The sequence below is a fragment of the Pseudomonas sp. EA_65y_Pfl2_P74 genome (assembly GCF_963970575.1).
Classification (GTDB): domain Bacteria; phylum Pseudomonadota; class Gammaproteobacteria; order Pseudomonadales; family Pseudomonadaceae; genus Aquipseudomonas; species Aquipseudomonas baetica_A.
Genome location: NZ_CAXAOQ010000012.1, coordinates 17,889 through 40,813, shown reverse-complemented (window position 1 = coordinate 40,813; position 22,925 = coordinate 17,889). Strand labels below are relative to the sequence as shown.

Annotated in this window: 19 protein-coding genes; 3 read left to right on the top strand and 16 right to left on the bottom strand. The window is 60.9% G+C overall.

All coding sequences use genetic code 11. The annotated features are described in order from the left end of the window. Nucleotides 1-48: 48 nt before the first annotated feature. Complete coding sequence (locus AACY18_RS11850) at nucleotides 49-2,253, bottom strand: TonB-dependent receptor (protein WP_339464936.1); 2,205 nt, start codon at nucleotides 2,251-2,253, stop codon at nucleotides 49-51. A gap of 190 nt (nucleotides 2,254-2,443) precedes the next feature. Between AACY18_RS11850 and AACY18_RS11845 the strand changes: the two genes are divergently transcribed. Next, nucleotides 2,444-3,535: a DUF1615 domain-containing protein gene (locus tag AACY18_RS11845; RefSeq protein ID WP_339464934.1), complete on the top strand. Its 1,092-nt coding sequence runs from the start codon at nucleotides 2,444-2,446 to the stop codon at nucleotides 3,533-3,535. 71 nt (nucleotides 3,536-3,606) lie between these two features. Here AACY18_RS11845 and AACY18_RS11840 read toward each other — a convergent pair whose 3' ends face one another. The 12 genes from AACY18_RS11840 to AACY18_RS11785 all read right to left on the bottom strand — a co-directional run bounded on the left by AACY18_RS11840 (nucleotide 3,607) and on the right by AACY18_RS11785 (nucleotide 16,782). Next, a complete protein-coding gene (locus AACY18_RS11840; protein WP_339464933.1) occupies nucleotides 3,607-3,930 on the bottom strand; it encodes a hypothetical protein in 324 nt (107 codons plus the stop codon). Nucleotides 3,931-4,062: 132 nt separating this feature from the next. Next, entirely contained in the window at nucleotides 4,063-4,764 is a 702-nt protein-coding gene (locus AACY18_RS11835) for an anti-sigma factor (protein WP_339464932.1), read from the bottom strand. Then, entirely contained in the window at nucleotides 4,761-5,297 is a 537-nt protein-coding gene (locus AACY18_RS11830) for a sigma-70 family RNA polymerase sigma factor (RefSeq protein WP_339464931.1), read from the bottom strand. The genes AACY18_RS11835 and AACY18_RS11830 overlap by 4 nt, the downstream gene beginning before the upstream one ends. Before the next feature lie 155 nt (nucleotides 5,298-5,452). Next, the gene (locus AACY18_RS11825) at nucleotides 5,453-5,974 is read right to left on the bottom strand and encodes a DUF3455 domain-containing protein (protein WP_339431926.1); all 522 of its coding nucleotides are present in this window, start codon (nucleotides 5,972-5,974) and stop codon (nucleotides 5,453-5,455) included. Nucleotides 5,975-6,141: 167 nt separating this feature from the next. Continuing rightward, nucleotides 6,142-7,776 carry an ABC transporter ATP-binding protein gene (locus AACY18_RS11820; protein WP_339464929.1) on the bottom strand — a complete coding sequence of 545 codons (1,635 nt, stop codon included), beginning with the start codon at nucleotides 7,774-7,776 and terminating at the stop codon, nucleotides 6,142-6,144. A 14-nt stretch (nucleotides 7,777-7,790) separates the two neighbouring features. Then, nucleotides 7,791-8,813: an ABC transporter permease gene (locus tag AACY18_RS11815; protein WP_339464927.1), complete on the bottom strand. Its 1,023-nt coding sequence runs from the start codon at nucleotides 8,811-8,813 to the stop codon at nucleotides 7,791-7,793. Continuing rightward, complete coding sequence (locus AACY18_RS11810; protein WP_339431929.1) at nucleotides 8,813-9,877, bottom strand: microcin C ABC transporter permease YejB; 1,065 nt, start codon at nucleotides 9,875-9,877, stop codon at nucleotides 8,813-8,815. The genes AACY18_RS11815 and AACY18_RS11810 overlap by 1 nt, the downstream gene beginning before the upstream one ends. Before the next feature lies 1 nt (nucleotide 9,878). Further along, a complete protein-coding gene (locus AACY18_RS11805; RefSeq protein ID WP_339431930.1) occupies nucleotides 9,879-11,744 on the bottom strand; it encodes an extracellular solute-binding protein in 1,866 nt (621 codons plus the stop codon). Nucleotides 11,745-11,894: 150 nt separating this feature from the next. Further along, complete coding sequence (locus AACY18_RS11800; protein WP_339431931.1) at nucleotides 11,895-14,606, bottom strand: TonB-dependent receptor; 2,712 nt, start codon at nucleotides 14,604-14,606, stop codon at nucleotides 11,895-11,897. A 208-nt stretch (nucleotides 14,607-14,814) separates the two neighbouring features. Further along, nucleotides 14,815-15,216 (bottom strand): ExbD/TolR family protein, encoded by a 402-nt coding sequence (locus tag AACY18_RS11795; RefSeq protein ID WP_339431932.1) that lies wholly within the window; start codon nucleotides 15,214-15,216, stop codon nucleotides 14,815-14,817. Next, a complete protein-coding gene (locus AACY18_RS11790; protein ID WP_401159065.1) occupies nucleotides 15,216-15,902 on the bottom strand; it encodes a MotA/TolQ/ExbB proton channel family protein in 687 nt (228 codons plus the stop codon). Before AACY18_RS11790 ends, AACY18_RS11795 begins: the two co-directional genes overlap by 1 nt. Before the next feature lie 67 nt (nucleotides 15,903-15,969). After that, complete coding sequence (locus tag AACY18_RS11785) at nucleotides 15,970-16,782, bottom strand: energy transducer TonB (protein ID WP_339464925.1); 813 nt, start codon at nucleotides 16,780-16,782, stop codon at nucleotides 15,970-15,972. A 1,111-nt stretch (nucleotides 16,783-17,893) separates the two neighbouring features. Here AACY18_RS11785 and AACY18_RS11780 point away from each other — a divergent pair. Beyond that, nucleotides 17,894-18,517, top strand: coding sequence for a glutathione S-transferase N-terminal domain-containing protein (locus AACY18_RS11780; RefSeq protein WP_339431935.1), 624 nt, complete (start codon nucleotides 17,894-17,896; stop codon nucleotides 18,515-18,517). A gap of 46 nt (nucleotides 18,518-18,563) precedes the next feature. Here the strand turns inward: AACY18_RS11780 and AACY18_RS11775 are convergent, their stop codons facing one another. Then, entirely contained in the window at nucleotides 18,564-19,004 is a 441-nt protein-coding gene (locus AACY18_RS11775; RefSeq protein ID WP_339431936.1) for a CBS domain-containing protein, read from the bottom strand. A 198-nt stretch (nucleotides 19,005-19,202) separates the two neighbouring features. Between AACY18_RS11775 and AACY18_RS11770 the strand changes: the two genes are divergently transcribed. Next, on the top strand, nucleotides 19,203-21,563 hold the full coding sequence (locus AACY18_RS11770) for a DNA polymerase II (RefSeq protein ID WP_339431937.1): 2,361 nt from the start codon (nucleotides 19,203-19,205) through the stop codon (nucleotides 21,561-21,563). On the opposite strand, the gene AACY18_RS11765 is transcribed toward AACY18_RS11770, so the two are convergent. Together AACY18_RS11765 and AACY18_RS11760 are read right to left on the bottom strand one after the other, a co-directional pair. Further along, nucleotides 21,528-21,998, bottom strand: a complete 471-nt coding sequence (locus AACY18_RS11765; protein WP_339431938.1) for a DUF1810 domain-containing protein — start codon at nucleotides 21,996-21,998, stop codon at nucleotides 21,528-21,530. The genes AACY18_RS11770 and AACY18_RS11765 overlap by 36 nt on opposite strands. Before the next feature lie 28 nt (nucleotides 21,999-22,026). After that, entirely contained in the window at nucleotides 22,027-22,848 is an 822-nt protein-coding gene (locus AACY18_RS11760) for an aldo/keto reductase (RefSeq protein ID WP_339464924.1), read from the bottom strand. Nucleotides 22,849-22,925: the final 77 nt, after the last annotated feature.

Below are 22,925 nucleotides of genomic sequence, written 5' to 3'. Positions count from 1 at the left end.
GCCCCGCAACCGTGACGTTGCGAGGCCTCTTTCGGGCTACGACGTTGCTTAGAAGTCGATCGTGCCCGACAACTTCGCCACTCGCGGTTCACCTTGCGTCAGATAACCGCCCTGAGCTGATGCCCAGTATTTCTTGTTCGCCAGATTCTCCACGCCCAGACGCAAGGTCACGTCTTTTTCCGAGACCTTGAAGGCGTAACGCGCGCCGGCGTCGAAGCGGTTCCAGGTCGGCAGGCTGAGGTTGTTCGCCGCGTCGGCGTATTGGCCGCCGGTGCGCAGCATCCGCGCATTCAGCGCAACGCCTTGCAGGCCGGGTACATCCCAGTCCACGCCCGCGTTGAACTGGAAGGTCGGCACGCCGATGGCACGGTTGCCGTCGTTGGCGCCGTTGAGGGTGTTCTTCAGTTCGGTGTCCATCAAGGTCAGGCCGCTGATCAGGCGCAGGCCGTTGATCGGCTCGCCGAACACGTTGATTTCCACGCCTTTGTTGATCTGCTCGCCTTCACGCACGTAAGTGCAGGTGCTGGCGCTGTCGATTTCACAGTAGCCGTCGCTCGGTTGCTCGATGCGGTATACACCCAGGCTCGCGCCGTAGGTGCCCATGTCGACTTTCACCCCGGCCTCGGTCTGCTTGGAACGGGCCGGTGCGTAGACTTCGTTGCCATTGGTCACGCGAAAGCCGCCGGAGCTGGTCGGTGAGGTCGGGCCCTGGGCCAGACCTTCGATGTGGTTGGCGTAAAACGACACATGCTCCCACGGCTTGAACACGATGCCGTACACCGGCGTGGTGATCGATTCGTCGTAGCTCGACGAGCGCGGGCCGCTGCCATAGCTGGCGTAACCGTAACCCTGCACGACCAGTTGCTGACGACGCAGGCCCGCGGTGATCAACAGGCGATCATCGAAGAAACCGAGGGTGTCGGAGATCGCGAGGCTGCGGTTGAAGGTCTTGCCGACGATGCCCGGGTCGTTCACGTCGCCACCGGCAAAGTTGCCCACCGGCGATGGGGTTTGCACCGGGTGATAGATATTGTTGCTGTAGCGGGTCAGGTCGAAATCATAGGCACTGCGCTGCTCGGCCCAGATCCCGGTCAGGCCGAAGTTGAGCTTATGGCTGACCGGACCCGTATTGAATTTACCGTTGAGGCCGGCCATGACGCTGGTGTTGTCTTCATCGTGGGGAATGAACGAGCCGGTGGTGAACGAGGCGCCGCTGTTGCCGACCAGGGTGGTCGAGTTGTAGCGCCCGACTTCACGGGTGTGCTTGGCGCCGCCGGCCGCGTAGGCGGTCCAGTTGTCGTTCAGGTCGTACTCGGCGCGGAGCATGCCGAAGGTGTCTTCGATGTCGGTGTAGCCCCACTTCGGCGCGTAGTTGGTGTCGGCCGAGGGTGCGTCCGGAATGTGCGTGGCAGTGCCGAGGTTGACCGAGCTGCGGCCACCGTTGACGCGCTCTTTCTGGTAAGCGAAATCACCGGAAATCCGCAGGGCATCACCACGGTAATCCAGGCCAATGGCGAACAGTTTGGAGCGCTGGTTCTGGTGATCGATAGCGGTATCGCCTTCGCGCTGGGACAGATTGATCCTCGCGCCGAAACGGTTGTCTTCACCAAAACGCTGGCCAATATCGAAGTGATGACCGATGCGCCCTTCGCTATTGATGTCGGTGGTGTAGCGACGCAGCGGCACGTCACCGGCGCGCTTGGGTTGCAGGTTGACACCACCGCCGATGCCCGAGCCGGTCGGGGTTACGCCATTGATAAAGGCGTTCGGGCCCTTGAACACTTCCACGCGCTCCAGAGCATCGGTGGAAATGATCTGCCGTGGCAGCACGCCGTACAGGCCGTTATAGGAAATATCGTCACTGTTGAGCGGTAGGCCGCGGATCATGAAAACCTGCGCCTGGTTGCCGTAGCCCGAGGCCTGGCGCACGGAGGAATCGTTGAGCAGCACATCGGCGACGTTTTCGGCCTGCTGATCCTGGATCAGTTGCTCGGTGTAGGACGCGGCGCTGAAGGGTACGTCCATCATGTCCTGATTGCCCAACACGCCCAATTGGCCGCCGCGAGCGACCTGACCACCGGCGTAGGCGGGGGGCAGGGCATCTGGCGCTGGGGCCTGAGCGTTGATGTTGACGTTGTCGAGCACCAGTTGTTTGTTATCGCCTTCGGCGGCGTGAGCGGTGACAGTCAGGGAGCACAGCAGGGCGAGAAGCGTCGGACGAAAGGGAGCAGCGAGTCGAGCTGAAGCGGGCATGTTTCGTACCTGGAGGCGCACGGCCAGTGAGAAAAATAAGGGCTGCGCGCAACTCCTTGCGCAAATGCGACTCCAGGTGCAAATGATAGGTTTTCTCAGTAACGTATTGCAATCAGTTTGTCATCACCTTGAGCTGCCGAAGGGATTGTGTATGGTTAACCCGCCTCAACGGACTGGATGATGGAGCCGCATGCACCCCCCTCGATTACTGATCACCCTCGCCGCCCTGTTCGTACTTGGCGGTTGCGCCAGTCAGCGCAGCGGCGAGCCCGCCCCGCGTCCTCCCGCCGAAGTGAAGGCCGAGATCGTGCGGCTGATGCCGGTCAAAATCGCCGATCGCCAAGGCTGGGCCACCGATATCTACGCCGCGTTCGCCGCGCAACACATCAGCCCGACCACGCAGCATCTGTGCTCGGTGCTGGCCGTTGCCGAACAGGAGTCAACCTTTCAGGCTGACCCTACTGTGCCGGGCCTGGGCAAAATCGCCCGCGACGAAATCGACCGTCGTGCCGGCAACATTCATATCCCCGGCTTGTTGGTCAGCGGCGCCCTGCAAGTGCGCTCTCCCAATGGCAAAAGCTACAGCGAGCGCTTGAATGCGGCGCGTAGCGAGAAGGAGTTGAGCGCGATTTTCGACGACTTCATCGGCATGGTGCCCATGGGCAGCACGCTGTTTGGCGGCTTCAACCCGGTGCACACCGGCGGGCCGATGCAGGTCAGCATCGAATTCGCCGAGCAGCATGCCAAGGATTACCCGTACCCGGTGGCCGGCACGATCCGCCATGAAGTGTTCAGTCGTCGCGGCGGTATGTATTTCGGTATCGCCCATTTGCTCGGCTACCCCGTCAGTTATCGCGAACCGCTGTACCGCTTCGCCGACTTCAACGCCGGTTGGTACGCCAGCCGCAATGCCGCGTTTCAGAACGCCGTCAGCCGCGCTTCGGGCATCCCGTTGGCACTGGATGGCGACCTGATTCGCTATGACTCGATCATGCCCGGAAGCACTGAACTGGCCGTGCGCACCCTGGGCAAGTCCTTGGGCATGCGTAATCCGACCATTCGCGATCAATTGGAAAAGGGCAAAACCCTGGCATTCGAAGAGACCAGGCTTTATCAGCGTGTATTCGAGTTGGCCGAGAAAACCGAGGGTAAAACACTGCCGCGTGCGGTGTTGCCGGGGATCGTGCTGCAGAGCCCGAAAATCACCCGCAAACTGACCACCGCCTGGTTTGCCAAGCGGGTGGACGAACGCTACAAACGCTGTATGGCCAAGGCTGGCTGATTGTTGCAGACATAAAAAACCCGGCTGATGGGCGCCGGGTTTTTCTGGTTTGTTGCGATGACGCCATTCATTCAAGCGTTGCGCAGTTCGTTCAGACGATCAGCACCACCTTCAGCGACGGTGTTGCCGTGCAGGCGATCCGAGCCATCAGCGGCGACGGTGTTGCCTTGCAGGCGATCCGAACCGTCAGCGGCGACGGTGTTGCCTTGCAAGCGATCCGAGCCGTCAGCGGCGACGGTGTTGCCTTGCAGGCGATCCGAACCGTCAGCGGCAACGGCGTTCTGGTACAGACGATCCGAACCATCAGCGGCGATCATCGTGTGCGCTGGAGTTGCGGCAAAAGCGTTAATTGCGAAAACCGAGAAAGCGATGCTGAGAAGCGTTTGGCGTTTCATGATGGTGTGCTCCGGGGTGTTATTGGTTGGTGTGGAGCAGATGTTACGCCGGAGATTTTTTATGAGAACTTCATTGCCGTGATGGTGAACATCGATGCCGATGATGATTGCCAGAACCCGCAGCTTAGCGCTTCACAACACCTTCACTGCGCGCCCGATCGCCTGAATCGGCCCGGTCGGTTTGCCAATCGGCGAACCGTTGGCGCCTTCCAGCGTCAGCTCGAACAGCTGATTGGGTTGCAGCGGGGGCAGCTTGTCCAGCGGCACTTTCAATGCCTGTCCCGGTTTGACCAGGCCCAGTGACACCGGTCCTTGCCAGCCGTCAGCCTTGGTCCAGAATTCCAGGGCCTTGTCCGCCGGCACCTCCACCACGCCCAGCGGAATCAACTGAATCTCCCGCGAATTACTGGCCTGAATCACCCAGCCCGGGGCCTTGTCCTGCGGTGCGACCAGTACCACCAGATAACTCGGCTTCGGCGTGGTCTGGGTCAGCAGGATCGAGCCGAGCAGCAATGTCGCGGCCAATCCGGCAGCCGTCAGTCCACGCCACAGCGGCAGCAGATTCCACCATGAGGTTTTCTCTGCCATTGGGGGGGGCCGCGTGAGCCGTTCAACACTGCGCTCAATCCGTGGCCAGAGTTGTGGTGACGGCTGTTGCGGCGCGGCGAGTTCGGTCAGGTCCAGCAGGCGTCGTTCCCAGGCCTCCACCGCGGCACGCAGTTCGGGGTCGGTCGGCAGGCGTCGTTGAACCTTGGCGCGATCTTCCGCCGGGAGCGTGCCCAGCACATATTCACTGGCCAGTTCATCGCGTTCCTGTGCCGATTCAGTGGTCATCCCATGCACTCCCGCAAAGCGTTGAGGCTGCGTTTGATCCATGCTTTGACGGTGCCCAGCGGCGTATTGAGACGCGTGGAAATCTGCGCATGGCTGTAGCCGTCGACATAGGCGTGAAGGATGCAGCTTCGGCGTTGTGGATCGAGCTGTTCCAGGCAGCGGTGAATGCGCGCCGAATGCGCCTGGGCATCGAAGCCGTCATCGTCGTGCGTGGCCATTTCATGATCTTCACTGAACGGCGTTTCCCGGGCCTGATTGCGCAATAGATTCAGCGCCAGGTGCCGGGTCACGGTGAACATCCAGCCACGCGCCGAACCGCGCGCCGGATCGAATCCCGCCGCACCGTTCCAGATTTTGATGAACGCCTCATGGACAATGTCCTCCGCCAGCGCCGTATCGCGCACCAGCCGCTTGGCCACACCCAGCAGGCGCGGGCCCTCCTGCACATACAAATCGCGCAGGGCCGCTCGCTCGCCGCGGGCACAGGCAGCGAGACGGGCTTGGTAATCGAATTCGGATTCGGGTAAGGACATGCAATGCAATCTAGCTCACATTTAACTTCAGCACACAGAGCCCTTTGGCAGCGGCCTTGCCCGCGATGGCGTTGTGTCAGTCGGCATCACTGTCACGGTTACACCGCTTTGGCGAGCAAGCCCGCTCCCACAGGTTTTGCGCTGAGCCTGTGACTTCAGTTCGCCGCCCAGAAAATGTAATCGGCCTGATACTTCACCACTTCCTGCTGGCCCTTGTTGGCTGCCGTGCACTCGCTGCTCGGTGCCACGCCACCCTTGAGCGCAACGCGCTGGATGTAACTCACGCCGCTCATGGCGCCTTTGCCTTCGGCCGGGTTGGCCTTGACCAGTTGATAGGGCAGGTTGCCCGCGCCCGATGGCGCCACAGCCAGTTGCGTGCCGGTGATTTTCGAACCGTCTTTAGCCTGCCAGGTAGCCGGTGGGCCATAGTAGGTGCCCACCTGCTTGCCGCTGCGATCATTGAGCACCGCTTTCGGCCCGACGAAGGTCCACTCGGTCTGCCCGGCCATATTGGGTTTGTCGCGGCACTCGTAGGTGACCTCGCCGACACCGGTGGTTTCCATCGCGATCTTGTGGCCGGCCGGCACTTTGATGGTGTCGGGGTAACTGCTTTGGGCGAAGGCCGTCGAGGTGGCTGCAAGCAAACCGGTGAAGCAAATCAGCTGTGTGGTGTTCATCAGTGTTTTCTCCGAAAGGGGTAGATCGCTGGCAGCCAACAGTGGCTGTTACAGGGACTACCCGTGGCGGAGCCGATTGGATGCAGTGCCTGGAAAATATTTTTAAGGCATCGCAATTTCCCTTGTGGGAGCGGGCTTGCTCGCGAAGGCGATGGGTCAATCACAGCTCATATAACAGGCACACCGCTTTCGCGAGCAAGCCCGCTCCCACAGGGTTCTTCTTCAGGCTTGAGGCCGGAGGCTTTCAGCAGTTCCTGGGTATAGGGGTGCTGCGGCGCCGCAAAGATCTTTCGCGAAGCACCTTGTTCAACGACTTTGCCATCCTTGATCACTATCAAGTCATGGGCCAGGGCATGCACCACCGCCAGATCATGGCTGATGAACAAATACGTCAGCCCGTGCTTGATCTGCAATTGCCGCAGTAACTCCACCACCTGCTTCTGCACCGTGCGATCGAGCGCCGAGGTCGGTTCATCGAGCAGAATCAGCGCCGGTTCCAGCACCAATGCCCGGGCGATGGAAATGCGTTGGCGCTGGCCGCCGGAAAACTCATGGGGATAGCGATGACGACTTTGCGGATCAAGCCCGACTTCCTCCAGTACGCGAATCACCGCTGTCTCTCGCTCAGCCTCGGTGCCGATGCCATGGGTCAGCAAGCCCTCGGCAATGATCTGCTGCACCGACATGCGCGGGCTTAGGCTGCCGAACGGGTCTTGGAACACCACCTGAATCTGCCGGCGCAACGGGCGCATCAAACGCTGATTGAGCAGGCTCAGTTGCTTGTTGCCGAAACGGATATTGCCCTGCGATTCCACCAACCGCAGGATCGCCTGACCCAGCGTCGATTTGCCCGAGCCGGACTCGCCGACAATCCCCAGGGTCTTGCCCCGTTGCAGGCTGAAACTGACGCCATCGACCGCTTTGATGTAGTCCTGCTGACGGCTGAACAGCGCTTTGGGCAGTGGGAACCAGACTTTCAGGTCATCCACCTCCAGCAAGTTGTGATCGTATTGACTCGGCACGGGTGCGCCGCTCGGTTCCGCCTCGATCAACAAGCGGCTGTAAGGATGCTGTGGGGCGCGAAACAGGGTTTCGCAATCGGCCTGTTCGACGATCTCGCCGTGACGCATCACGCACACCCGCTGAGCGATGCGCCGGACCAGATTGAGGTCGTGACTGATCACCAGCAGCGACATCCCGAGTCGCTGTTGCAACTCGATCAGCAGCTCAAGAATCTTCTGCTGCACGGTGACGTCGAGCGCGGTGGTCGGTTCGTCGGCGATTAACAGTTCTGGCTCGTTGGCCAGCGCCATGGCGATCATCACCCGCTGCCGCTGGCCGCCGGAGAGTTGGTGCGGATAGGCTTTCAAACGCTGCAAAGGTTGGCGAATGCCGACCAGTTCCAGTAACTCCAAGGTGCGAGCGCGGGCGGCGCGGCCCTTCAGCCCCTTGTGGATTTCCAGCACTTCGCTGACCTGTTTTTCCACGGTGTGCAATGGGTTCAGGGAAGTCATCGGCTCCTGGAAAATCATCGCAATCCGGTTGCCGCGCAAGCCGCGCATCTGTTGCTCGCTGGCGTGCAGCAAGTCCACGCCGTTGTAGCGGATGCTGCCCGTGCTGCTGACGGTTTTCCCCGGCAGCAAGCGCAGGATCGAATGCGCCGTCACCGACTTGCCCGAGCCCGATTCGCCGACCAGGGCCAAACACTCGCCACGGCGAATGTCCAGGTTCAAACCGTGCACCACTGCCTGCCCGGCGAAGGCGACACGCAGGTCGCGGATCTCGATCAAATGGTCGTTCATGTCAGCTCCGCTGATCAGGATTGTGGGTCGAATGCATCACGGCAAGCCTCACCAATAAACACCAGCAACGACAGAATCAGCGCCAACGCGAAAAACGCCGTCAGCCCCAGCCATGGCGCTTGCAGATTGCGCTTGGCCTGGCCGATCAACTCGCCCAGCGACGCGGTGCCCGGCGGCATGCCGAAACCGAGAAAATCCAGCGCCGTGAGGGTGGCGATAGCGCCGGTCAGAATGAACGGCAGGTAAGTGAGGGTAGAGGTCATCGCATTGGGAAGGATGTGCCGGCGCATCAGTTCGCTGTCGGTCAGGCCCAAGGCTCGCGCTGCTTTGACGTATTCCAGATTGCGCCCACGGAGAAACTCGGCGCGCACCACGTCGACCAGCGCCAGCCACGAGAACAGCGCCATGATCCCCAGCAGCCACCAGAAGCTTGGCGAAACGAAGCCAGACAAAATGATCAGCAGGTACAGCACCGGCAACCCTGACCAGATTTCCAGAATCCGTTGCCCAAGCAAGTCGACCCAGCCGCCGTAGTAACCCTGCAACGCCCCGGCCACGATGCCGATCAATGCGCTGATGCCGGTGAGGATCAACGCAAACAGGATCGAGATCCGCGTGCCGAAAATCACTCGCGCCAACACGTCCCGCGCCTGATCGTCGGTGCCCAGCCAATTGCTCGTCGAAGGCGGGCTCGGTGCCGGTTCGGTGAGGTCGTAATTGACCGTGTCGTCACTGAACGGGATCGGCGGGAACAGCATCCAGCCGCCCTGATCCTCGATCAGTTTGTGTACGTAGGCGCTGGCATAGTCCGGCTGGAACGGCAGCTCGCCGCCGAAATCGGTTTCCAGGTAATCACTGAGGATGGGGAAGTAATAGGCGTCGTGGTAGCGGATCACCAACGGTTTGTCGTTGGCGATCAACTCGCCACCCAGGCAGATCAGACACAGGCCGATGAACAGCCACAGTGACCAGCACCCGCGCCGGTTGGCCTTGAATTGAGCGACACGGCGCTGGCCCAGAGGAGAGAGAGTGAACATCAGGCAGTCCTCGCCGAGAAGTCGATGCGCGGGTCGAGCAGGGTGTAGCAGAGGTCGCCGATCAACTTGATCAGCAGGCCGAACAGGGTGAACAGAAACAGCGCGCCGAACACCACCGGATAGTCCCGCGACACCGCCGCCTCGTAACTCATGCGCCCGAGGCCGTCGAGGTTGAAGAGGGTTTCGATCAGCAAGGAACCGGCGAAGAATACCTCGATCAGTGCCGACGGCACCCCGGCGACCACCAGCAGCATGGCGTTGCGAAACACATGGCCGTAAAGCACGCGCCGTTCGGTCAAACCCTTGGCCCGCGCCGTGATGACGTACTGGCGGCTGATCTCGTTGAGGAAGCTGTTCTTGGTCAGGATCGTCAGTGTGGCGAAGCCGCCGATCACCAATGCGGTCACCGGCAACACCAGGTGCCAGAGGTAGTCGCCGACCTTGCCCAGCGTGCTGAGGCTGTCGAAGTCATCCGAGAACAGCCCTTGCACCGGGAACCAGTTGACGTAGCTGCCGCCGGCAAACACCACGATCAGCAGAATCGCGAACAGAAACGCCGGCATCGCATAGCCGATGATGATCGCCGTGCTGCTCCAGACATCGAAGGCGCTGCCGTTCTTGACCGCTTTGCCGATACCCAGCGGGATCGAGATCAGATAGGTGATCAGCGTCGCCCACAAGCCGAGGGACAGCGACACCGGCAGTTTCTGAATGATCAGGTCGGTAACCTTGGCGCCACGAAAAAAACTGCTGCCCAGATCCAGTTGCGCGTAGTTTTTCAGCATCAGCCACAGGCGTTCATGCAGCGGTTTGTCGAATCCGTAGTGGTGTTTGATTTCTTCGATCAGCGCCGGGTCCAGACCGCGACTGCTGCGCCCGGCGCCGCCAATTGCCGCGACCTCGCCACCACCGCCCATGCTGTGCCCGCCAAAGCCTTGCAGGCGGGCGATGGCTTGCTCCACCGGGCCACCCGGCGCGGCCTGCACGATGAGGAAGTTGACCACCAGAATGCACAGCAACGTCGGGATGATCAGCAGCAGGCGTCGACTCAGATAGCGCAGCATGTCACTGGCCCCCCGCACGTTGTGCGTGCATCTGTTGCGTGGTCAACGGCTTGGCCGAGACTTCCCACCAGGTGTTGAGGCCTTCGTCGTACGCCGGTTGCACCGGCGGCATGCCGAAACGGTTCTGGTACACCGTCGGCGTGCCCTTGGAGTAGTAGTTTGGAATCATGTAGTAACCCCATTGCAGCACCCGGTCGAGGGCGCGGGCGTAATGCACCATGGCGTCGCGGGTGTTGGCCTGGACCAGGCCGTCGATCAACTGATCAACCGCCGGGTTGGCCAACACCATCGAGTTGGAACTGCCGACTTGCGTGGCACTTTGCGAGGCGTAGAGGCTGTACAACTCGCGGCCGGGAGAGACGATCGGATCGCCGCTGCGCGGGAAACTGGTGACGATCATGTCGTAGTCCCGGGCATTAAGCCGATTGACGTACTGCGCCGAATCGATCCGGCGCAGATTGAGGGTGATGCCGATCTGCGCGAGGGTGCGTTTGAACGGCAGCAACATGCGGTCGAAGCCGCCCTGACCGTCGAGAAAGGTGAACGCCAGCGGCTCACCGTTGGCGTTGACCAACCGATTGTTTTTCGCCGTCCAGCCGGCCTCGGCCAGCAGCTTCAGCGCCTGCAATTGCTTGTCACGGATATAGCCGCTGCCATCGGTTTCCGGCGCCTTGTAGACCTCGGTAAATACTTCGTCGGGGATCTGCCCGCGCAGCGGTTCGAGGATTTTCAGTTCCTCGGCGTCAGGCAGCGCGGTGGCGGCCATTTCGCTTTTGGGCCAGTAGCTGTTCTGACGCACGTAGAAGCCGCGCATCATCTGCTTGTTGGTCCACTCGAAATCCCACAACAGGCTGATCGCCTGACGCACCCGGCGATCCTGGAAAATCGGGTTTTGCAGGTTGAACACGAAGCCCTGCGCCGCCGTCGGTTTTTCCGGGGCGAGGATTGACTGTTGCAGGCGCCCATCGCGCAGCGCCGGGCTGTCGTAGCCGACCACATAACCGGAGGATGAAAACTCGCGGTTGTAGTCGAATGCGCCGGCCTGCAGCAGTTGGCGGGCGACGTCGGTGTCGCCGTAGAAATTCACCGTAAGGGTGTCGAAGTTGTACATCCCGCGACTGACCGGCAGGTCTTTGCCCCACCAGTTCGGGTCGCGCTCGAAACTGATGCTGCGCCCGGCGTCGACCTTGCTGACCCGGTACGGGCCGCTGCCCAGCGGGGGCTCGAAACCGCCGCCATTGGCGAAGTCGCGGGTTTTCCACCAGTGTTCGGGCACCACGCGCATCGTCGCCAGATCCAGCGCCAGCGTGCGATTCAGATTGTTCTTGAAGGTGAAACGCACCTGCTTTGGGCCTTCGATCAACACGTCCTGCACGTCGGCGTATTGCTGGCGATAACTCAGGCTGCCCTTGGTCATCAGCAGGTTGAAGGTGTAGCGCACGTCTTCGGCGGTGATCGGCGTGCCGTCGGCGAAGCGTGCCTTGGGGTTCAGGGTGAAACGCACCCAGAGTCCTGCGCGATCGCGCTCCATCTGCTGCGCGACCAGGCCGTAGACGGTGTAGGGCTCGTCCAGCGAACGGAACGCCAGCGGCGAATACACCCAGTCGTTGACCTGCACCACAGAAATGCCCTGATCGGCATACGGGGTGATGTAGTTGTATTGGCCAATCTCCATCGACGCGCGGCTGAGTGAGCCACCCTTGGGCGCGTGGGGATCGACGAAATCGAAATGCTGAAAACCCGCCGGGTATTTCGGCGCTTCGCCGTACACCGTCATCGCATAGCTGCCGACGGCCAGCGCAGGTGCCGCGTTGCACAGCAGCGTGCTGCCGAGCAGCAGAGCGGCCATGTTGCGCATGAAAGTCATGAAGTCACTCCTTAATTCCTGAATGCACACAGATCAATCTGTGGGAAGGGGCTGCTCCCGAAGGCGATGGATCAGTGAAGGGGGTGTTGACTGACACATCGCCTTCGGGAGCAAGCCCCCTCCCACAGGGGAGACATCTGGTGTTTGCGGTTAGAAGTGGTAAGTCATGCGCGCGAACAGCGTGCGGCCCAGCGGGTCGGTGTAGCGGGGGTCATAGCCGCTCTGGAAGTTGTAAGCCTGGTTGGAGAACGGTGGGTTGCGGTCGAACATGTTTTTCATCCCCGCGTCCACGTCCAGCACCTTGTCGAAGGTGTAGCCGGCCGACAGATCCCACACCGAATACGACGCGACCCGCGCGTGGGTATCGCGGTCGTAGTCGTTGTAGCCGGTGGTGAAGCGGTTGGTCAGCGACGCCCGTGCCGCGCCGAAGGTCCAGCTGCCGGTCAGGTTGTGCTTCCAGCGCGCAACCACGCCGTCACCCTGGAAGTCGCCGACCTTGTCGGTGAACGGACCTTTGATGGTGCTCTGGAAGTCGTATTCGTCGACGTAGGTGCCCTGCAGCCCGAGACCGAACTGGCCGTACGGGGTATTCGGGAAACGATAATCGAGCGACACATCGATGCCGTTGGTTTCGACGATGCCCAGGTTGGCGTTGCCGGTGACGATGTAGTTGAGCGTGCCGTCGGCGTTGCGCACGAAGCGGTCGGAGTAGCTGCCGGCCTGATCAAACACGGTGGACTCCGGGAATGGCTGGATCTGATTGGAGATGTGAATCCACCAGAAATCCAGGCCCACGGAAAGGTTGCTCATTGGCTGATAAACGAAGCCCAGTGTCACGTTGCGTGCCTTCTCCGGGGCCAGATCCTCGTTGCCGCCGATCTGGTTGAGGAACTGCTGACCGCAATCGCGCCCGCCGTTGCCGCCCGGTTGCACCACGCCGCCGGTACACAGCACCGGATCGTTGTAGTAGCCCTGGGTGTACGTGATGCTGCGCGGTGAATACAGCTCGTAAAGCGACGGCGCACGGAAGCCTTCGCTGTACGCGCCACGCACCACCAGTTCTTTGAGCGGCTGGTAGCGGAACGAGTATTTCGGGTTGGTGGTGCTGCCGAAGTCGCTGTATTTGTCGTGGCGTACGGCGGCGGACAGTTCGAGGCTGTCGAGCACCGGTACGTTGATTTCCGCGTAGGCGGCTTTCACGCTGCGGTCGCCTTCGACGCTGCCGGCCGGGTCGATACCCAGGCTCTGAATGTCGCCGGCAAACTGCTCGAAGTCCTGATGGAATTTCTCTTTGCGGTACTCGCCGCCCAACGCCAGACCGGATGGACCGGCACCGAACCAGTCACCGATTTCGCGGCTGATCCGACCGTCGAAACCGGCGACCCGGCCAACAGCGGTGGAGTAGGCACCGTGGTAGGCAGCGTTGTCGATGTACTGCTGACCGGCAGCCGATTGCGGGCCGAACGGATTGAGCAGGCCGCTGGCCAGACCATCGATCATGGCTTGATCGCTGACATAACCGCTGGTGACGCTGGAAACGATTTTGTTCTGGTTGTACGAGGCGCCGACGTTGTAATCCCAGCCGCCGACCAGACCGTCGAAGCTCAGCAAGAAGCGCTGGCTGGTGTTCTGGTCTTTCGACTCACGCGGGCCGGCGGCGGTTTCGCGCCAGTTCACATCCACGGGTTGGGTGGGGTCGAGGGCGAACCCGGTGGGGCCTGGCGTGATGCCGTTGCCGGGGTAGTAGGGCGATGAGGCATCCAGGCTCAGGCCGGTCAGTGGCGCGGGACCGACCGCCGTGGCGTTGTTGTTGCGCGACCAGAAGTACTCGAGGTTGACGTTGTGGTCGTCCGCCAGTTTGCCGGTGGTCTTGCCGAAGAAAGATGTCTTCTCGGTTTGTGGCACCAGGTCGATGTATTCACGGGTGCTGAAGCGGCACACGCCATCGCGCGCCACCAGGTTAGGCCCGTTGCAATTGCTGCTGGCCAACGGGTTGGTTGCGTTGCCGTTCTGGCTGTAGTTGCCGGGGAACGCGGTGCCGGAGGTCTGATCCAGGCCGCGCCCGGGCACGTAGTCGCGGGCGAAGGAGCGGTCATTGGCGTCGAGGTTCTGCTGCTTGTTGTAATTGAACACACCGAGCACGTTGAAGCGGTCTTCTTCCAGGTCACCGAAGCCCCAACTGGCGCTCATGTCCTTGGTCGCACCGCCGCCACTGTGGGTCGGGGTTTCGCCGCCGAGGGTGAGTTGGCCGTCAGTCAGGGATTTTTTGGTGATGAAGTTGATCACGCCGCCGATGGCGTCGGTGCCGTAGAGCGCCGAGGCGCCGTCGCGCAGCACTTCCACGCGCTCGATCGCGGCAAACGGGATCATGTTCAGGTCCACCGCGCCGCCGGCGGAGTTGGTGCCTGACAACGCGTTGTTGGCCAGGCGTCGACCGTTGAGCAGCACCAGGGTTTTGTTGGCGCCGATGCCACGCATGTCGGCGAACGAAGCGCCACCGGTGGCGGCGCCAACCGAGCCGGCGCTGTTGTTGATCGACTGGCTGCCGGTGATGCGCTGCACCAGTTCGGCGGTGGTGGTCACGCCCTGTTTGCGCAGCTCATCGGCCTTGAGAATAGTGATCGGTACCGCCGTTTCGGCATCGACCCGGCGAATCGCCGAACCGGTCACTTCGACCCGTTGCAGTTGCGTGGTCGGCGCAACGACCGCGGCGGCTGCCGGAACAGCCGCATTCTCGTCCTCGGCCGCTTGCACGGTCCCGGCGCCCATCCCCATGGCCACCAGATACAGCGGAACAAAACGGTGGCGAGAAATCGTGGCCACCAATGGTTTGAGCGTGAAGCGTGGAGTGTTCATCAGCATGGTTGTTTCCGACTTTATCAGACGTTATCGAATTGGCCTTGTGAGCCCCTCATTGCTCCGCTTTCGGTGATACCGCGTGCGGAAAACCACTTTCTTCAAGCAAGCCGATCCCCTCCGAAAGGCGCGTTGCGTTTTTCGGTCGGCGGGTTGCGACGGGATTCGATCAGCGGTGTCGGGCGCGTTTCTCAAGGCGCGCCCGGCACCGCACTCAGTGGGTGGTCATCACCGATATTTTGCTGATGCCCGAGCGTTCGATGGACGCCATGGCCTTGGCCACCTGCCCATAGTTGACCGCGGAATCGGCCTGAAGCTGAACGCGCACATCGGCATCCTTGGCCTTGACCTCCTTGAGGCTGGCCTCCAGGGATTCCGGGGCCAGTTCGGTCTTGGCCAGATAAAACTTGCCGTCCTGATCGACGCTGACCACCACTGGGTCTTTTTTCTCAGCGGGGGCGACGGCGTCGGTTTTTGGCAGGTTGACCTTGATCGCGTTGGTCATCAGCGGCGCGGTGACGATGAACACCACCAGCAACACGAGCATCACGTCCACCAGCGGCGTGACGTTCATTTCGCTGAGCACTTCATCGCTGTCTTGAGTGGAGAAGGACATCAGCTGGCCTCCCGCACGGCGGCTGTGGTTTTGCTGGCAATGGCCTGACGGTTGACGGAAAACGCACTGCGCGAGGCGAGGGCGTCGAAGTCATGGGCGAAGTCGTCCATGTCGGCCGAGGCGAGTTTGAGTCGACGCAGGAAGAAGTTGTAAATCAACACTGCCGGCACGGCGACGGCGATCCCCACGCCCGTGGCGATCAATGCATGGCCGATAGGGCCGGCGACGGCTTCAAGGCTGGCCGAACCGGTCTCGCCGATGCTTTTCAGCGCTTCCATGATTCCCCATACGGTGCCGAACAGGCCAATGAAGGGCGCCGTGCTACCGATACTGGCGAGGATCGCCTGACCGTTTTCCAGCGAGCGGCGTTCTTTCTGGATCTGCTGGCGCAGGTTGCGTTCCAGGCGATCCGACCGGTTGATGGTGTGCGCCAGTTGCTGAGTGGTACGCGGCGATTCTTCGACCAACAACGCTTCGAACCCGCTGCTGGCGATGCGCGCCAGGGCGCCGGGGTATTGGCTGGCATGTTCGGCGGCGGTGAGCAGGTCCGGCGCGCCCCAGAAGGCTTTGCTGAACTGTTTGTTCTGCGTTTTCTGGCGCAGGTATTGCGCCGACTTGACCAGCAGGATCGCCCAACTGACCACGGAAAACAGCACCAGGCCCCAGAGCACACCGGGGACAATCATCGAAGACAAATCGTTCATGGTTACACCTCGCTTGCGTTATTCGGTTGTGCGTTGATTGAGCGTTCGGTTATTGCGGCAATTTGAAATCGATGGTCTGTGTGGCGAAGCCGTCTATCGGCGTGTCACCGCGCTTGGCTGGAATGAATTTCCAGTTCTTCACCGCGGCGACGGCGGCGTCATCCAATTGCGGCTTGCCACTGGACTTGGTCACCGTCACCGAGCCGGCGCGACCGCTGGCCAGCACCTGAATGCGCAGCACCACGCGGCCCTCCCAGTTACGCCGCAGCGCCAGGGACGGGTATTGCGGCGGTGGGTTGCCGAGGCTGGCAAGGCCGGAAATGGCGGCCGATTCCTTGACCGGGCCCGGCGCGGCGGCCGGAGCCGGTGGCGCACTCGGGGCGGCCGGGGCGGCTGGTTGCGCCGGGGCGGGCGGAGCTTTTGGCGGCTCGACTTTCTTCACCGGTTTGGGTTTTTGCACCGGTTTCGGTTTTTCGATGGGCTTGGGCTTCTCCACCGGTTTGGGGGGCGGCTTGACCGCGTCTTCGTCTTCCACCGGTTGCTCGGGTTCGGGTGGCGGTGGTGGCGGCGGTGGGGGCGGCTCGGGCGTAGGCGGTGCCGGTGGCGTCGGGCTGGTCAGCTCGACGGTCATTTCCGGGATCTGCGGTGGCGTCGGCAGTGGCTCGGGTCGGCTCTGTTGAAGAAACCACCAGGCGCCGCCGTGTATCAATGCCGACACGGCAACCAGCAACACCATCTGCTGTTTGTTCAAACCGCCGGGTTGCGACGTGTTGGCTTTGAAGGCCGGCCTGCCCGAAGCCGGCGGGATCGGCGTTTCCCGTAACGGTCCCGGCAGGGTTCTGTGCTTTACCGCATCGTTCATTAAAGCTCCCTCGGGTGGATGAAGGGCAATAAGGTGCCGTCCGAACATTGGCGTCATGTTCGAGTGGGTGGGTGTAACTTTCTTTTGGGTGTGCGTAAGCCGATAGTTGAACTATCTATTGAACAAAGCTTGCGTACAGTTACCGGCGTGGCGCTATCGAGTTCGCATGTTCATCATCCATTCCCCGGTGTTCTTCTTTGTCGGTTTGAGCTGTTGTGCATCTTCGTATTTGCAACCGTTGTGCCAGATGTTGCTGAAATGTATCGTGAGTATTTCATCGCTGTTACCCATGTCGCATTTATATAAGTTTTATGGGCGGCCGGGTTTTTCTCCGGCGCATGAATCTCCACAACTCCGTATTCCGGGGCTTTTTTGCAGGCGAGTCAGACCGTGCGCTGTATCGCACCGGTTGGCGAGATAGAGCGGTCGCGTTCTGGTCAGTCGGGGCACTTGATGGTGCGAGGCGGACTGATTTGGTGCGGGTCAATGTTTTAGCGGGTCACAGGCCATGTTCCTTGTTTTTGTTTAAATGAAGTCGATGTTTAAAGTGTCGCTTAGTTAAGGTTGGAAGAGCGTTTTTGGTGCATTTGAAGTGCTGGAAGTTATTGTTCGACAATCGGCTGCTGCAGCATTTAAGCATCGCAGGTACAGTCACTTCATGCGTTGTATTTAAATAATAAATAACACGCCGCCGTCGGCGCGTAACTCCGCGCCGAACACAATGCGTGGTCGCTTGGGTCAGGTAATAAAGTAAATGTTGTGCCCGTCTGGAGTGTTCAGGTGAACACGTCTTTGGGCCGATCGCGGTAAACGGGCAGTGACGCGGCAGAGCGATTGAAGATTCACGCGGTGAACTCCTTGTTGCCAGCTCGGATACACGAACTTTTGGTTCGGTATCGCACCTTACAAGAACGCGGATAGCGTTCGATGATTGCTCTTGGTGCGGGATGGGCACCGTCAGCGCTGTTTTGCGAGGCTTGAATTCGCAAGTGGCGAGTGCATGGGAAAAGCGTGCCAATCAGGACACAAAGGCAAGAATATTTCTACATCAGGGCCGTGGGCATCTACCCTTGAGTCTGATGTGTTGGGTTGGCCTTGAGCAGGAGAGTGTATGTATCAACTCTACGGACACCGCAACTCAGGCGCAGCCGCCATCGAAGCGGCGCTGGAACTGTGCCAGATTGCTTATCGCTTCATTGATATCGAAGCCAGCGCCGAAGCCGCCGAGGCGTTGGCGCAACTCAATCCACTGAAACAGATCCCGACCCTGCAACTGCCCGATGGCCGTGCGATCACCGAGAGCGCGGCGATTCTGATTCATCTGGGCCTGACCTTTCCCAAGTCTGGATTGCTGCCCGCCAAGGCTGACGCTCGCGATCAGGCCATTCGCGGCCTGGTGTATATCGTCAGCAATTGCTACGCGGCGGTCGGAGTCGTTGACTACCCCGAGCGCTGGCTGGTGATGCCTGACGAAGCGGCGCGGCAGAATCTGATGGCTGGCGCCCGCGAGCGCTTGCACTGGAGTTGGGAAGTGTTCGCCGACCAGTTCTCCGCCGAGTTGTACCTGGACGACGAAATACCGGGAGCGCTGGATGTGTTGGCGGCAGTGGTGACGCGCTGGGCGGGCAGCCGCGAGCATTTGCGCCAGACGCGCCCGGGGTTTTATGCCTGGCTACAGCGCATTGATCGGCATCCGGTGCTGGCACCGGTGTTTGCCCGGCATTGGCCTTCCTGAACAGCGAGGGTCCAAAGTGGGAGCGGGCATTGTGTTGCATTGGAGATCACTCCCCGCGAATGTACTGCTCCAGCTGTTTGATCAGCTCGGCCTGTTCGGCAATCGCCTCTTTCACCAGGTCACCAATCGACAGCAGCCCGATCAGTTTGCCGTCTTGCACCACCGGCAAGTGACGCAGGCGTTTGTCGGACATGATGCTCAGGCACGTGTCGACAGTCTGGTGAGTGTCCACCGTGATCACCGGCGAGACCATGATGTCGCGCACGGGCGTGCCCACCGATGAGCGGCCATGCAGCACCAGTTTGCGCGCGTAATCGCGTTCACTGATGATGCCCAGCACCTCATCGTTCTCCACCACCAGCAAGGCGCCGACGTTTTTCTCGGCCATCTTCATCAGCGCTTCGAGCACCATGTGATCAGGTTTGATCTGGTGTACTTCCTGATTTTTCTGATCTTTGAGCTTGAGCAGTTGGGCGACGGTCTTCATGGCAGTTACTCAGGTGTTGTCGTTGTTATCCAAGCATCGTAGACACTGGCGCTCAGGGCAAGGTGGCAAAGCGGCAGATAGCACGCAAAAAACGTCATTTGACGGTTTTTTCAGCGTTTGTCGGACATTTATCACAAGGGCCATGCCGTGCAATGCCGCGTAGAATGCCCCAGTGTTTCAATTTCTGAGGTTGCAGTGGTGGATTTACAGCAGGGCTTCGTCCTGACCCGGCATTGGCGCGATACCCCGGCCGGCACCGAAGTCGAGTTCTGGCTGGCGACCGATGCCGGGCCGCGCCGTGTGCGCCTTCCTCATCAGCCGTCAGTCGCGTTTATCCCCGCCGAGCAGCGCGAAGCCGCCGAACGTTTGCTGCATGACGAAAAGAATGTGGAACTGCGCCCGCTGGCCCTGCAGGATTTCGAACATCGTCCGGTACTGGGTCTGTATTGCCAGCAGCACGGCCAGTTGATGCGCCTGGAAACGGCGCTCAACCGCGCCGGCGTCGATGTCTTCGAGGCCGATGTGCGCCCACCGGAACGCTTTCTCATGGAACGCTTCATCACCGCCCCGGTGTGGTTCAACGGCACGCCCGATGCTGACGGCACGCTGCTCAACGCCCACCTCAAACCCGCCCCCGAATACCGGCCGAAACTGCGCCTGGTCTCGCTGGACATCGAAACCACCGAAACCGGCGAGCTGTATTCCATCGCCCTGGAAGGCTGCGGCGAGCGTCAGGTGTACATGCTCGGCACGGCGAACGGTGACGCCAGCATCGTCGACTTCGACCTCCAGTACTGCGACTCGCGTACGGTCATCTTGAAAGAACTCAATGACTGGTTCGCCCGCCACGACCCCGACGCAATCATCGGCTGGAACGTGGTGCAGTTCGACCTGCGCATCCTTCACGAACACGCGCGACGCCTCGGCGTACCGCTGAAGCTCGGCCGGGGCGGCGAGGAAATGCAGTGGCGCGAGCACGGCAGCCGCCATCATTATTTCGCCTCGGCAGCGGGGCGGCTGATCATTGATGGCATCGAATCCCTGCGCTCGGCGACCTGGAGTTTTCCTTCGTTCAGCCTGGAAAACGTCGCTCAGACATTGCTCGGCGAAGGCAAGTCCATCGACAACCCGTACCAACGCATGGACGAAATCAACCGCATGTTCGCCGAGGACAAACCGGCGCTGGCCAAATACAACCTTAAAGACTGCGAACTGGTCACGCGGATTTTCGCCAAGACCCAACTGCTGACCTTCTTGCTGGAGCGCGCCAGCGTGACCGGCCTGCCGGCGGATCGCAGCGGCGGCTCGGTGGCGGCGTTCACGCATTTGTACATGCCGTTGATGCACCGCCAAGGGTTTGTGGCGCCGAACCTGGGCACCAATGCGCCGCAAGCCAGCCCTGGCGGTTTTGTCATGGAGTCGCAGCCGGGGCTGTATGAGTCGGTGCTGGTGCTCGACTACAAAAGCCTTTATCCCTCGATCATCCGCACGTTTCTGATTGACCCGGTGGGGCTGATCGAAGGCTTGCAACATCCTGACGACGCCGACTCGGTGCCGGGTTTTCGTGGCGCCCGTTTCTCGCGCACCCGGCATTGCCTGCCGGCCATCGTCTCGCGTGTGGCTGAGGGGCGTGAGACTGCCAAACGCGAGCACAACGCGCCGTTGTCGCAGGCACTGAAGATCATCATGAACGCCTTCTACGGCGTGCTCGGCTCCAGCGGTTGCCGGTTCTTCGATACGCGGCTGGCGTCGTCGATCACCCTGCGCGGCCATGAAATCATGCTGCGTACACGCAAGCTGATCGAAGACCAGGGCCACGCGGTGATCTATGGCGACACCGACTCCACGTTTGTCTGGCTGCGTCGCCCCCACGGGCAGGAAGAGGCGGCAAGCATCGGGCAAGCGCTGGTCAAGCATGTCAACGACTGGTGGCGCGAGCACGTGCGTGACGAATACGGGCTGCAAAGCGCCCTCGAATTGCAGTTCGAGGTTCACTACAAACGCTTCCTGATGCCGACCATTCGTGGCGCGGAGGAGGGCAGCAAGAAGCGCTACGCCGGCCTGGTGAGCCGTGCCGACGGCAGCGAAGAAATGGTCTACAAAGGCCTTGAAACCGTGCGCACCGACTGGTCGCCGCTGGCCCGGCAATTTCAGCAGGAACTCTACGAGCGCATCTTCCAGCGCAAGCCGTATCAGGATTATGTGCGCGACTACGTGCGTAAAACCCTGGCCGGCGAATTCGATGATCGACTGGTCTACCGCAAGCGCCTGCGCCGCACCCTCGACGATTACGAGCGCAACGTACCGCCCCATGTGCGCGCCGCGCGGCTGGCCGATGATTACAACGCCCGGCACGGTCGGCCACGGCAATACCAGAACGGTGGCTGGATCAGTTACGTGATCACCCTGGCCGGGCCCGAACCGCTGGAAGTGCGCCGCGCCGCCATCGACTACGACCACTACATCAGCCGGCAACTGCAACCGGTGGCGGATGCGATTCTGCCGTTTGTCGACGACGATTTTTCAACCCTGATCGGGGGGCAACTGGGCCTGTTTTGAGTCCAGCAGTTGCAGCGTCCAGTCATCGAGGATGCCGTGGAAGTAGCGTTCCAGCGCCTGGTTGAACAGGCTGTCTTCAGCGGCGAACTGGGCAAACAGCGTCATCGAGGAGTGAAATTTCAAGTCATCGGGATGGCCGAAAATCTCCGCAATCGAACGCTGGCGCACATTCAGCACGAGCTGCGTACAAGTACGCAGCCGCGCGCCGAGCATCGGGTGCTCGAGATAAGCTCGCGCTTCTTCGGCGGTATCGATGGCGAAGCGCCGGGACATCTCACTGCCGCCCAAGCCTGCGAACTGCGGGAAGACAAACCACATCCAGTGGCTGCGCTTGCGGCCCTCAACGAGTTCGCGCTGGACCCGATCAAACACCGGGTCCTGGGCCTGGACGAAACGTTGCAGGTTGAACGGGTCGTTCTGATCTGTGCTTCTCATCGCAAAGCTCTCGCCGGTCGGCGGTGGTTCAGACCATGGCCAGCCGCTGCTTGCGCTTAGGCGCGTGAAACGCCTGGTCCAGCGCTGCCAGATCCCCGGCATCGAGTTGCAGTTGCGCCGCTTGTGCATTGAGTTGCACATGTTCCGGCCGCACCGCTTTAGGGATCGCTACCACGCCATCCTGACGCACAATCCACGCCAGCGAAACCTGCGCCGGGGTCACGTTGTGACGAGCGGCAATCTGCTTCAGTACCGGTTCTGCCAGCATCGCGCCGCCCTGACCGATCGGACAGTAGGCCATCAGCGGCATGTGTTGCTGTTGGCACCGGGGCAACAGGTCGAATTCGACGCCACGCGCTTGCAGGTTGTAGAGCACCTGATTGGTGGCGCACGCCGGATTGGCTAACTCTTGGAGGTCATCGACGTCAAAATTCGACACGCCCCAACGGCCGATCTTGCCGTCTTCGCGCAGGCGCTCGAAGGCTTCGACGGTTTCTTCCAGTGGATACTGGCCGCGCCAATGCAACAGATAGAGGTCGATGTAATCAGTGTCGAGCCGGCGCAGACTGCGCTCGCAGGCATACGGAATGCCCTGGCGGCTGGCGTTGTGCGGGTAGACCTTGCTCACCAGAAACACCTGATCGCGAATACCGGCAATGGCTTCACCTACAACACTTTCGGCACCGCCCTCGGCATACATTTCGGCAGTGTCGATCAAGGTCATGCCCAGTTCAACGCCACTGCGCAGAGCCGCCACTTCATGCTTGTGTGCCGAGCGGTCTTCGCCCATGCGCCAGGTGCCCTGGCCAATCACCGGAACCTGCACGCCAGCCAATTCGAGGGTACGCATTCAAATCTCCTTTCTGAAAGGGTCGATACCTGTAGTGGGCAGCAGAATAGCCCAGCGGTTGCGTCCGGTTCCAGAAA